We start from the raw sequence: 10,916 nt of genomic DNA, 5'->3' as shown, positions 1-10,916 counted from the left end.
AAAAGCCAGGGCCTGCTGCTCGCTGCCGGCAAAACCGTGCACCACGCCACGAGCGGGTAAATCAAGCTTTCGCAGATGCATCGCCAGCTTATCGTGCGTGCGCCTTGAGTGCAGGATGACCGGCAGATCGTACTGCCTCGCCAGCCTCAGCTGCGCATCCAGCACTGCCTGCTGCTTGTCGAACTGCGGATCTTCGATATAAAGATCCAGGCCGATCTCGCCGATCGCTATCAGCTTTGGCGTACGCTGTCGCAGGCACGCTTCAAGCTGGTGTAAATGCGCTTCCTGATGCCCGGCAATCGCCATTGGATGCGTGCCCAGCGCCGCGTATAAAGGATCATAGCGTTCGGCCAGCGCCAACACGCCGGCAAAACGATCCGCCGCGACGCCCACCACGATGATCTTTTCCACCCCGGCTTCGGCCGCCTGACGCAGGCTTTCCGCCTCGTCGCCGCAAAAAGGGGCGAAATCAAAATGACAGTGCGTATCGACAAAAGTCATGCCAACGATCCTTCAGGAAAATCATCATCGTTACTCGCCAGCGGCGCGATGGCCGGTTCATTGGCGGGCGGCGCGGCCGGGACAACCGGCGCGGCGGACTGCGCCTCGTTATGCAGCCACTGCCCTATTGTAGCCAAAAAATAGCGGCCACAGCGACGGCCCAGATGATAGTCCTGGTTCAACGAGGTGATACGGCTGCCCAGCGCCATACTTGCCAGCGCGCGCGGAGGAAAGATTTCAACAATATTCAGATCGCCCGGCGGGTTGTTAATAAACTGCTGCGTCTGGCGGTAGCTCTCTTCATGCAAATGCAGGATATTGACCAGCGGCTGTAGCGCGCCTTTGTCCAGCCAGCGCTCAAAGCGTTTCAGCCACTGCGGCGTATAGGTCATTTGTGACGGCACGGTGCGGATGACCACAATGGTGTCGGCGCCACGCCGCGCCGCTTCCCGTACCGGCACCGCATCGCTGATGCCGCCATCCAGATAGCTGATACCGTCCAGATCGACGCCGGGCCGATACATACCGGGAATGGCGCTGGAAGCCTTGATAATGTTCAGCCAGTTCGCCGCCGTGGGCGCGAAGTAGCCCGGCGAGTAGTCATCACTGCGGCAGGCGCACATGTAAAATTCGCGACCCTGCGAGAACGCTTCTTCACCCGCCGTCATTGCCAGCGGAAACTCTTTTGCCGTGATATCCACCAGCCAGTCGAGATCGATCAGATGGCCGCCCCGCACAAAGCGCAGCGGATCAAAGAAAAGTTTGCTGGTGGTATAGCGCGTGATGACCCGGCGGGCATAGCCAGGCTGGCCGCAGATAAACGCGGAGAGATTCTGTGCCCCAGCAGAAGTGCCAATTAGCAGGTCAAAAGGGTTAAAACCGGCCCGCTGAAACTCATCCAGCACGCCAGCGGTAAAAATGCCGCGCTGTCCACCGCCTTCACAGACCAGAGCAAGCTTACCGGGACGAAAAGGCTTCAGCGCCAGTGGCGTGATAGTGCCGAGCGTAATTGGAATGCGTTTGCCCACCGTTCTCCCCCTCTGAAATCTGCGATGCGGTGAGAATACGCTCAGGCCAGCACAGCGGTTTGGCGCTTGTTGCTATAAATGTAAATGCAGAGGGATAAATAATGACGAAATGTAGCGAGAAGTGAGACAGGAGAAAAAGAAGGGATTGCAGACGGGCCAGCCGGCCCGCCGCTACTTTCCTGGGGCAGCGCCAAGGCTGCCGGGGAGAGTCTTAAAGCTATAACTTCTTGCGGCCGGTAAACAGGCTGATCAGGAAGATGATAATACCGACTACGAAGACGATTTTCGCCGCCCAGGCTGCCGTACCTGCCAGACCACCGAAACCTAATGCAGCGGCGATCAGCGCGATAACCAGAAAGATAATACCCCAACGAAACATAAGCTTCTCCTTACCCTATATTAAAATCGAACATCATCTGTTATTGATTTTTGCCTGACGACGCGCCTGCGATAGCGCTGTCACGGGCGGGCCATCGGGCCCGACCCGCGTCGGTATTACGACTTCACCGCCAGATCGTTTTTCACGCTCTTGACGCCTTCAATCGCTTTGGCAATGCCTTCAGCACGGTCGGACTGTGCTTTGGTTTTTACCGAACCAGAAAGCTGAACCACACCATTAGTGGTTTCAACTTTCACGTTGCGGGACGGTACGATGTCATCCGCTAACAGTTTAGCTTTAATTTCGCTGGTTGTTGCTGCATCACCGGCATAGCCGCTGACGCTGCTTTTTGTGCTGTCTTTTACGTGTAGTTTATCGCTGACGGATTTTACGCCCTCAATTTTTTTCGCTTCAGAAACGGCCAGTTCAGCCTGATCCTGTGAAGCGACAAAACCACTCAGCGTAACCACGCCTTCGTGAGTTTTCACTGAGATATCCGTACTTTTAATAGCGTCGTTATCCACCAGGGCTGCTTTCACCTTGGCCGTAACGCCGCTGTCATCCATGTATCCACCGACTTTTTTCATAGAGCTATCGATTTTAGAACCCGCGTTGTCGGTAGTGGACTGCGCTTTTGGCGTAGTAGTGTCTTCTGCCATCGCAGCACCACTAACCAATGCAGAACCTACCAGAGCAGCCATCAGAGTTTTAGCAATCTTAGTCTTGTTCATCGATCTCTTCCTTCTTAGGTTAATGCACCCACAACTGTGAGCTTTCAGTCACAAACGGCGTGACTGCAGTAATCAGGCTTTGTAGCAACCGCGCCACATCTTTTGCGTCCTGTTGAAATAAATATAGACGCTGATCTGAATTCTGCTGCCCTTTGTGATTGATATGGCGGATAAATGGACAAAAAAGGTTTTTTTTAAGATGAGTCTGTAAGGCAGGATTCAGGTAGCAGCAGGCAAAAAAAAGCGGCGCCAAAGCGCCGCCTGTAGAACAATCCCGGATCGGTCTGTTAATGTTCGCGCGTTTTGCGGAACACCACATCAGGATAGCGTTCCTGAGTAATATTCAGGTTGACCATGGTCGGAGCGATGTAAGTCAGGTTATCACCGCCGTCCAGCGCCAGGTTGATCTCGTTCTTACGCTGGAACTCGTCGAATTTCTTCACGTCGCTGCATTCCACCCAGCGGGCGGTAGAAACGTTGACTGACTCGTAGATTGCCTCAACGTTATATTCGCTTTTCAGACGCGCAACCACCACGTCGAACTGCAGCACACCCACCGCACCTACAATCAAATCGTTGTTGTGTACGGGACGGAACACCTGTACGGCGCCCTCTTCCGACAGCTGCACCAGCCCTTTCAGCAGCTGCTTCTGCTTAAGCGGATCGCGCAGGCGAATGCGGCGGAAAAGCTCCGGTGCGAAGTTCGGAATACCGGTGAACTTCATGTTTTCGCCCTGGGTGAAGGTGTCACCGATCTGAATGGTGCCATGGTTATGCAGGCCGATGATGTCGCCCGGATATGCCTCTTCAACATGCGAGCGGTCGCCAGCCATAAAGGTCAGCGCGTCGGCAATCACCACGTCTTTGCCCAGGCGAACCTGGCGCAGCTTCATGCCCTTCTCATATTTACCGGAAACCACACGCAGGAAGGCCACGCGGTCGCGGTGTTTTGGATCCATATTTGCCTGGATCTTAAACACGAAGCCGGTAAATTTCTCGTCCGCGGCGGTAACGACACGGGTATCGGTAGCGCGAGGCATCGGCGATGGCGCCCAATCCACCAGACCATCCAGCATATGATCCACACCGAAGTTACCCAGTGCAGTCCCGAAGAACACCGGCGTCAGCTGGCCGTTCAGGAAAGCTTCTTTATCAAACTCGTGCGAGGCGCCCTGCACCAGCTCCAGCTCTTCACGCAGCTGGGCCGCCAGCTCTTCGCCGATGGCGGCGTCCAGCTCCGGATTATCCAGCCCTTTCACCACGCGAACTTCCTGAATGGTGTGGCCCTTACCAGACTGGTAAAGATAGGTTTCGTTTTTATAGAGGTGGTATACCCCTTTAAACAGCTTGCCGCAGCCGATAGGCCAGGTGATTGGCGCACAGGCGATCTTCAGCTCGTTTTCTACTTCGTCCAGCACTTCCATTGGATCGCGAATATCACGGTCCAACTTATTCATGAAGGTCAGGATCGGCGTGTCGCGCAGGCGGGTAACTTCCATCAGCTTGCGGGTACGATCCTCAACGCCTTTGGCGGCATCAATAACCATCAGGCAGCAGTCGACCGCCGTCAGCGTGCGATAGGTATCTTCCGAGAAGTCTTCGTGTCCCGGCGTATCCAGCAGGTTGACCAGGCTGTGGCGATAGGGAAACTGCATTACGGAGGTGGTAATCGAAATACCACGTTGCTTTTCCATCTCCATCCAGTCGGACTTGGCGTGCTGGTTAGAGCCGCGCCCTTTCACCGTACCGGCGGTCTGGATCGCCTGTCCGAACAGCAGCACTTTTTCCGTGATGGTGGTTTTACCGGCATCCGGGTGCGAGATAATGGCAAAAGTGCGGCGGCGAGCCACCTCTTGCATAAAGGGTGCATTTGACATGAAAAAACTCTGTTTGGTGCTGTGCCGCCGCTGGGCAGGTTGCTCAGGAAGACACAGGCGATTAATCATCAATGGCCGGCATTTTCGCCGATTCGGCCGCTATACACAATCCACAACGGCGAATGCCTGAGGGAAATGGCAGAAAGACGGCACGGCATGGCGAACTGGCCGCCCGGTTATTGATAAAAAAGACCAGACTCCCTGGGAGTCAGGTTAGCGGCATCACAGCACAAACTTCCTGCCTTCGTCAGGCTGGAATAATGACCTGGCAGACAATTCTCTGCCGCTGCCCCGCCACATTATTTATCGGCAAAAGGCAGTTCTGCGTACAGACGGCTACAGGGCAAGCACCCTTTATCATGCGGAGATTTTTTCTCGTTCCTGCTCACAATCTTTACGGCATTCGCAGCCGTTCAAATGGTCGTTAACCAGGCCCAGCGCCTGCATCAGAGAATAAGCGGTCACTGGCCCGACCCACGTCCAGCCGCGCTTTTTTAACGCCTTTGACATCTTTATCGCTTCCGGCGACGTTTTGGTTTGCTGCCAGTACGCCAGATCGACAATTTCCGGTCGGGCATCCGGCCCGGGCGCAAACTGCCAGAACCAGGCCGCCAGCGATCCCGCTTCGTTAAGTAGCTCAATAGCCCGCTGCGCATTATTGATAGTGGAGAGGATTTTTGCCCGATTGCGCACAATGCTTTTGTCCGCCATCAGCCTGGCGACGTCGTCATCCGTGAACGCCGCGACCTGATAAAAGTCGAAGTCGGCAAAGGCGCGACGAAAGTTTTCGCGTTTGTTATAGATAAGCTGCCACGACATGCCTGAATGAAAGCCTTCCAGGCAGACTTTTTCAAAAAGTCGCCGATCGTCCACCACCGGCCTGCCCCACTCATTATCATGGTAGTCCGGCATTGATGGCTGCCAGTAGCAGCACGCCCGACCATCCTCTGTCAGGGTCAGGCCCGCCTGTTTTAACGCGGCTTCATCGTGTTTCATTTTCTCTCCTGGGGAAGTGTCTGAATTACCGGCACGATCGCTCTTTCCTGATAAACGGTTGCGCCGCGGCGGTGCTATATCTGACATCAGCTGTAACAACCGCTTTTGGTGCAGCAGGGTAATCGACGCTATTTTTAGACCATCAGCGGCGAGAAGTCAGTCCCGCTACGTCATCCAACCGTGAAAAGGGAAAATTTTATGAGCAGCAATGAGTATCAGCCCGCTAAAGTCTGGTCAGAGAACAAAAATGCAGGCGGCACCTGGGGCAGCATTAACCGCCCGACCGCCGGTTCGCGCCACGAAGCGATCCTGCCCACCGGCAAGCACCCTTTGCAGCTTTATTCTATGGGTACGCCTAACGGCCAGAAGGTCACTATTCTGCTGGAAGAACTGCTGGCATTGAACGTTAACGATGCCGAGTATGACGCGCATCTGATCCGCATTGGTGACAGCGATCAGTTTTCCTCCGGTTTTGTCGACGTTAACCCGAACTCGAAAATCCCGGCGCTGCTGGACGTTTCTACCACGCCGCCAACCCGCGTCTTTGAGTCCGGCGCCATCCTGCTTTATCTGGCCGAGAAATATGGTCACTTCTTACCAAAGGATCCGGCGGGCCGTACCGAAACGCTGAACTGGTTGTTCTGGCTACAGGGCTCCGCGCCTTATCTGGGCGGCGGCTTCGGCCATTTTTATAACTACGCGCCGGTAAAAATCGAATACGCTATTGATCGCTTCACCATGGAAGCCAAGCGTCAGCTTGATTTGCTGGATCGCCAGCTGGCGGAAAACCGCTATATCGCCGGTGAAAACTATACCATCGCCGATATCGCTATCTGGCCATGGTATGGCGCACTGGTGCGCGGCGATCTTTATAACGCTGCCGAGTTCCTGGATGCAGGCTCGTATAAAAACCTGCAGCGCTGGGCCGATGAAATTGCACAGCGCCCTGCCGTCCAGCGTGGCCGCATCGTCAATCGCACCTGGGGCGAGCCGGCAGAACAGCTTCATGAGCGCCACGATGCCTCTGACTTTGAATTGCGTACCGAAGATAAACTGGCGAAATAACGCTTATTAATGGCAAACAGGGCGTGACGGCCTGGCAGCCATCAGCAACGTGTCGGAGAAGGTGATGTCTGTTGCCCGCTTCAGGGCGAACAGAACATCCGGGCCTGATTTACGCTAAGTTTGATTTACCCCACAGCGCGGTCCTGATTCGGATCGCGCTTTTTTTATGCCTGACGTTTACCGTCCGCAACCGGCAGAAGACACCGACCGGATAAATTTTTTTGGCACAGCCCTTTAAAGTTACGTGACGCATAATAGCGCCGCCCTTTGGCTCCATCAGGCGTTGCCCTGTTAGCGTATCTGATGCCGTGGTAAGAAAAAATGGCGCTATCCGGGTCATTATCATGGCAAGGCGGGGTTAGTTGACCAGCAAATCTTTTAGCCATAAACCAGCGGCTGTCGGGGGTAAAACGCTACTCGTCAGTAAAAGTCATATGATCAAACCGCGTGGCCCACTCCGCCAGATCCCTGTGGATCACCCTGTTATCACCCTCGCTGCTGCGGTATTCAATTTTATTGGTTTCTGGCTTTTTCCAGGCGGCATAAAGCCTGCCGTCAGGCTCAATCACCAAAGCGGAGGCTTGTTCCAGATAGAGGTGCTCCGGCCAGCCTTCAACAAAAATACCGCCTTCTGCCGTCAGGTGGGGTTCGCCTGTCCCCACGAAATTAATAATAAATTCCGCATAATGAGTCCCCAAAAGCGCCTGTAATTTTTCAGTGATTTGTTTGTTGGCAAAAATATTATCGACCGTATTGATGTCGTTATAGCGAGAAAGATCCCCGAATACGCTTTGCGACGAAGGGGTTGCCAGGACGAAACCAGGCATATTCAATAAAATTAATAAAAAAACGATTTTAACAATTTTAAATCCCCCCAAGAGAGCGAAAATTTTGCAGCCTGCAATATCGCTCACCGACTGCCGTCAGCCAGTATCAGTTATACTCTGGCGCCCGCTTAAACAGTTCTTCCGCCATCGTGGTGATGCGATCCCCTTCCGTAAGCCTTTCTCGCCACGCCTGCGGGATACCTGAATAGCCATACAGCGCCCCCGCCACCTGACCTGCTGTTGCTGCCACACTGTCGGCATCGTCCGCAAGATTAGCCGCCAGCAAAATGGCATCCCGAAAGTTATCCGTCTGCCAGACGGCCCATAATGCCGCCTCCAGGGTGTCAATAACATAGCCGCTTGAACGGATCTGGTCCCGACGCTTCTGCTTATATTCCCCCGCATTAATTAGCGCGGTTCTGGCATTGAACGGGCAGATGTGCGGCGATAAAGACTCGTTTTTATCTGCACCGTTGAGCAATTTATGCAGGATCAGCCCCAGTAACCGGCTGCAATCCAGCGATTCAAAAGCACCATGCGTGGCTCTGCCCTGCTGTTCCGCATCATTAAGCGTATGCAGCAGAGAGTGCCGCTGGAAAATAGCGGAAGGCGCCAGCCGGATGATCGCTGCGTTACCCGCAGTGCCGGGATCGGTATTGCCGAACCAGGCCAGCCCATGCAGAAGATGCTGTTCCAAAGCGTAACGCGTTGCGCTACCGATATCGAAACAGACCCCGGTCACGCTGTTTACGCCATAGCGATACCAGTTCACCATGCGATTGCGGAAGTCATTAAGATCCAGCCGATCCCGATAAAGGTACGTTTCTGCCAGACACAGCGCCATGGTGGTATCGTCGGTCCAGTCACCCGCTCTTAAGTTAAAGGGCCCGCCGCCGACCATATCGTCAACAGCGTGCCGATCGCGTGGCTCAAATTCAAGCGTCGTGCCGACGGCATCGCCTGCTGCCAGACCGACCAGCGCACCTTTAGCCCGATCGCGCAGCAACTCTCTTTCCTTCGCAGAGGAGGAAGCAGAGAGCCAGCCAGGTAATGGCTCACCGTTTAGCCAGGGGTGATAATCAGGCTGTAAACTGTCGGCGTTAACGTCTGCAATCGGATAGCCAAATGGCAGATAAGCGGCATAATTGTTGCGGACGTAGTCGTTAAGAATATCGGTTTGGGCATGAAGATCGATCATAGTCAGACGGTTATTCCTGTTTGATACCACAGTGGCTATAAGCACAAGGTAACATTGTCCCTGTGCCATTTTCTGAATAGTGATTTATGAGCAAGGCGGTAGCCTGCTTACGGCCTTAATATGCTTAATCATCTTATACTTTGATCGTGCCTGCAGCTGGCGCGGCAGTATGTAACCTGCTGATCAAAAGAGTTTTTAACGAAAGACGCCTGCGTCTTGTGCCTTTTCTAAAAATAAATCCTGCAGATCGCCCTGAATCTCGCTGCCATCGTAGTTCACTACGAAATCACCGCTGATACCTTCAGGGAAAAAACTGCCGTCAAGCGTGCCTAAAACGATTGAGACGCTGTCGGCTACTGCCAAATTTATAAAGCGCAATACGGCTTCTTTTTCATTCGCCTCTAATGCCGACAGCGCATTCCGTGCCTGCCCATAGACATCGCGTTTCCCATCAACTGGCCGAAGTAAAGCTTCCCGATAGCGCTGTGTATTTTCAACTAACAGAGCGTTAAAAAGGGCGTCAATGACGTGTTGGTTGGTATTCATGCTGCCTCCCGGGCCACCGTGAGCGATCTACAAGGCTAACGGTGGCCAGATATTGCCTTCAGGGATGCCGATCAAAGTCATCAGCCCGTTCCGCCGTCATTTTAAGGTAGCAGCCTGAGCCGACGATGGCTGCCAGCGAGCCGCCAGCTTCCTGAGAAGTAAAAGCGCCGCAGTTTTCATCCCTGAATTTAACCCACAGCCGCTGAGCACGGATAAAATTTTGCTCCACGTCTGTACTCATGCCAGCCAGATAGCGTTGATAATTAGCATTAAGCTGCCTGTCCTGATTATCACTCTCAACGGCGTTACAGGCTATGATAGCTGTGGTAACACCTTCAGACGCGTCCATACAATCACGCCAGGATTTTCATATCTTCTGCGGCCGAACAGGAAAACGCCAACAGCAAGGTACAGGCGATAAGCCAGAGAATTTTCAATTCTGATTATCCGATTTGAACACCATCATGATATGACTGATGCGGTTATTATCGATCTGAAAGGAAAGCCGTTTATCGGCGCTGTCATAGCTAAGCCAGCGTTGGTTGTCGCTATTATCTACGGTACCCGGACCGTAAGCCGCAGTCAGCTGTGTCTCGCTATCGCCTGTTTTAATTCCACGCCGGGTAGAGATATCAGGGGAGTTGAGATCTATCTGGGCGATAATATAGCTGTCGACGCTCCGATGGAGTCTGTCCCAAAAAAGATTGGCGCTGTATATCGAATAGCCTGAGTAATGATGCTGCCAGAACTTATAGCTGCTCTCGCCGAAAGGCACATCACCGACAAATTCACTCTTTTCTTCCTTGCCGCCAGCCTGCATGGTGCTGTTGTTCCATTCCTCACCCAACGTTATCTTCTGACCCCGGATGACAACGGTAAAATCAGCGGCTGATAAATCCTGCGAGGTTGCTGCCTGCCGGTTGTAGTCTGGCCCAACGCCTGTATGCGTGGCGGCCAGCCTGCTTTTATCAACCCAACCGGTTACCTGTTGGTCATCAGCCATATACATTACCGAGGCGTAATTTTTATACTCGAGATAGGTATAAACCTGTTGCCCCGGAATGATAAATGTTCCGCGCATCGCGCATCGACTCTCTGGCGCGGAGTAAAACTGGAGCCGCCCCTTGCCTGTCACTTTGTAGATGTTTTCTGTGCTGTCGGTGCTTATGCCTTCTTTATTGGCCAGTGCATCCAGATGGGTGCAAAAATCCTCTGCCTGAGCGGTACAGGCGAGCAGTAACAATATGGCCGGGGAAGTTTTCATGATGGGGATCTTAAAATGATAATGAATTTATTGAATGCAAAACAGACATGGCCGCTTTAAGAAAATGCTGTCCTTTCGCTATTTGACCATGATTTTTCGCTTATTTTATCTCTGTTAATCAGGCCATTACTTTAGGCATTTGTCAAACTTACGACTGCTATCCGTCCTTACGATAATCGGCATAGCATTTAATTTTTTTATAATCACGCTCTGGCGGCCCCGGCAGCATAAGTCTTTCTCTGACTGATTTGTAATATTGGAAAAGATTGCAGCACAAACCCTCCTCAGATTGAGAATCCGACGTCCATATGAGTTGGCATGCCTTTCAGTGCAGCATGGTATAACAAAGTATTAAGCTGCTCGTTAACAGGATTTACCCATGAACGGCTCCCGGCAGCCCCCTGTAAACATGGGATGTGCTGCATGCCAGCGTCAGGTTACAGTGCTCACCCACCATCCGCATGCCGCTCCACAAAAACGAAATAACTTCCGTTGCCTTTCCGT

At 53.1% G+C, this 10,916-nt stretch carries 13 protein-coding genes; 1 reads left to right on the top strand and 12 read right to left on the bottom strand.

Annotated features, from left to right (window positions below):
- The 7 genes from RTK32_RS12645 to RTK32_RS12615 form a co-directional block, all read right to left on the bottom strand.
- The coding region (locus RTK32_RS12645) for a TatD family hydrolase (RefSeq protein ID WP_312044450.1) at positions 1–501 on the bottom strand (501 nt) is incomplete at its 3' end.
- Positions 498–1,529, bottom strand: a complete 1,032-nt coding sequence (locus RTK32_RS12640) for a patatin family protein (RefSeq protein ID WP_312044448.1) — start codon at positions 1,527–1,529, stop codon at positions 498–500. The genes RTK32_RS12640 and RTK32_RS12645, both read right to left, overlap by 4 nt.
- Before the next feature lie 217 nt (positions 1,530–1,746).
- Complete coding sequence (locus RTK32_RS12635; RefSeq protein ID WP_071995405.1) at positions 1,747–1,908, bottom strand: DUF1328 domain-containing protein; 162 nt, start codon at positions 1,906–1,908, stop codon at positions 1,747–1,749.
- Between the two features lie 116 nt (positions 1,909–2,024).
- Positions 2,025–2,639: a molecular chaperone OsmY gene (gene osmY / locus RTK32_RS12630; protein ID WP_312044446.1), complete on the bottom strand. Its 615-nt coding sequence runs from the start codon at positions 2,637–2,639 to the stop codon at positions 2,025–2,027.
- A gap of 19 nt (positions 2,640–2,658) precedes the next feature.
- Positions 2,659–2,892 (bottom strand): hypothetical protein, encoded by a 234-nt coding sequence (locus RTK32_RS12625; protein ID WP_312044444.1) that lies wholly within the window; start codon positions 2,890–2,892, stop codon positions 2,659–2,661.
- A 34-nt stretch (positions 2,893–2,926) separates the two neighbouring features.
- On the bottom strand, positions 2,927–4,516 hold the full coding sequence (gene prfC, locus RTK32_RS12620; RefSeq protein ID WP_312044442.1) for a peptide chain release factor 3: 1,590 nt from the start codon (positions 4,514–4,516) through the stop codon (positions 2,927–2,929).
- Between the two features lie 357 nt (positions 4,517–4,873).
- On the bottom strand, positions 4,874–5,512 hold the full coding sequence (locus RTK32_RS12615) for a DNA-3-methyladenine glycosylase I (protein ID WP_312044441.1): 639 nt from the start codon (positions 5,510–5,512) through the stop codon (positions 4,874–4,876).
- A 198-nt stretch (positions 5,513–5,710) separates the two neighbouring features.
- On the opposite strand from RTK32_RS12615, the gene yghU reads away from it, so the two are divergent.
- Positions 5,711–6,577 (top strand): glutathione-dependent disulfide-bond oxidoreductase, encoded by an 867-nt coding sequence (gene yghU, locus RTK32_RS12610; protein ID WP_312044439.1) that lies wholly within the window; start codon positions 5,711–5,713, stop codon positions 6,575–6,577.
- A gap of 413 nt (positions 6,578–6,990) precedes the next feature.
- Here the strand turns inward: yghU and RTK32_RS12605 are convergent, their stop codons facing one another.
- The 5 genes from RTK32_RS12605 to RTK32_RS12585 form a co-directional block, all read right to left on the bottom strand.
- Entirely contained in the window at positions 6,991–7,404 is a 414-nt protein-coding gene (locus tag RTK32_RS12605; protein WP_312044437.1) for a hypothetical protein, read from the bottom strand.
- A gap of 106 nt (positions 7,405–7,510) precedes the next feature.
- Positions 7,511–8,602 (bottom strand): ADP-ribosylarginine hydrolase Tri1, encoded by a 1,092-nt coding sequence (gene tri1, locus RTK32_RS12600; RefSeq protein ID WP_312044435.1) that lies wholly within the window; start codon positions 8,600–8,602, stop codon positions 7,511–7,513.
- A gap of 195 nt (positions 8,603–8,797) precedes the next feature.
- The gene (locus RTK32_RS12595) at positions 8,798–9,148 is read right to left on the bottom strand and encodes a hypothetical protein (RefSeq protein ID WP_312044433.1); all 351 of its coding nucleotides are present in this window, start codon (positions 9,146–9,148) and stop codon (positions 8,798–8,800) included.
- Positions 9,149–9,206: 58 nt separating this feature from the next.
- Positions 9,207–9,497, bottom strand: coding sequence for a lysozyme inhibitor LprI family protein (locus tag RTK32_RS12590; protein ID WP_312044431.1), 291 nt, complete (start codon positions 9,495–9,497; stop codon positions 9,207–9,209).
- Between the two features lie 84 nt (positions 9,498–9,581).
- Positions 9,582–10,412: a hypothetical protein gene (locus RTK32_RS12585; RefSeq protein ID WP_312044429.1), complete on the bottom strand. Its 831-nt coding sequence runs from the start codon at positions 10,410–10,412 to the stop codon at positions 9,582–9,584.
- Positions 10,413–10,916: the final 504 nt, after the last annotated feature.

This window comes from Erwinia sp., from assembly GCF_031978025.1.
Lineage (GTDB): Bacteria > Pseudomonadota > Gammaproteobacteria > Enterobacterales > Enterobacteriaceae > Erwinia.
The sequence above is the reverse complement of the archived record's forward strand: the minus strand, read 5'-3'. Positions and strand labels throughout refer to the sequence as shown.

What these genes read in the sequence shown, in the direction of transcription:
- RTK32_RS12635 (WP_071995405.1), bottom strand. Translation starts at nt 1,908, where the DNA reads ATGTTTCGTTGGGGTATTATCTTTCTGGTTATCGCGCTGATCGCCGCT.
- osmY (WP_312044446.1), bottom strand. Translation starts at nt 2,639, where the DNA reads ATGAACAAGACTAAGATTGCTAAAACTCTGATGGCTGCTCTGGTAGGT.
- prfC (WP_312044442.1), bottom strand. Translation starts at nt 4,516, where the DNA reads ATGTCAAATGCACCCTTTATGCAAGAGGTGGCTCGCCGCCGCACTTTT.
- RTK32_RS12615 (WP_312044441.1), bottom strand. Translation starts at nt 5,512, where the DNA reads ATGAAACACGATGAAGCCGCGTTAAAACAGGCGGGCCTGACCCTGACA.
- yghU (WP_312044439.1), top strand. Translation starts at nt 5,711, where the DNA reads ATGAGCAGCAATGAGTATCAGCCCGCTAAAGTCTGGTCAGAGAACAAA.
- RTK32_RS12605 (WP_312044437.1), bottom strand. Translation starts at nt 7,404, where the DNA reads ATGCCTGGTTTCGTCCTGGCAACCCCTTCGTCGCAAAGCGTATTCGGG.
- tri1 (WP_312044435.1), bottom strand. Translation starts at nt 8,602, where the DNA reads ATGATCGATCTTCATGCCCAAACCGATATTCTTAACGACTACGTCCGC.
- RTK32_RS12595 (WP_312044433.1), bottom strand. Translation starts at nt 9,148, where the DNA reads ATGAATACCAACCAACACGTCATTGACGCCCTTTTTAACGCTCTGTTA.
- RTK32_RS12590 (WP_312044431.1), bottom strand. Translation starts at nt 9,497, where the DNA reads ATGGACGCGTCTGAAGGTGTTACCACAGCTATCATAGCCTGTAACGCC.
- RTK32_RS12585 (WP_312044429.1), bottom strand. Translation starts at nt 10,412, where the DNA reads ATGAAAACTTCCCCGGCCATATTGTTACTGCTCGCCTGTACCGCTCAG.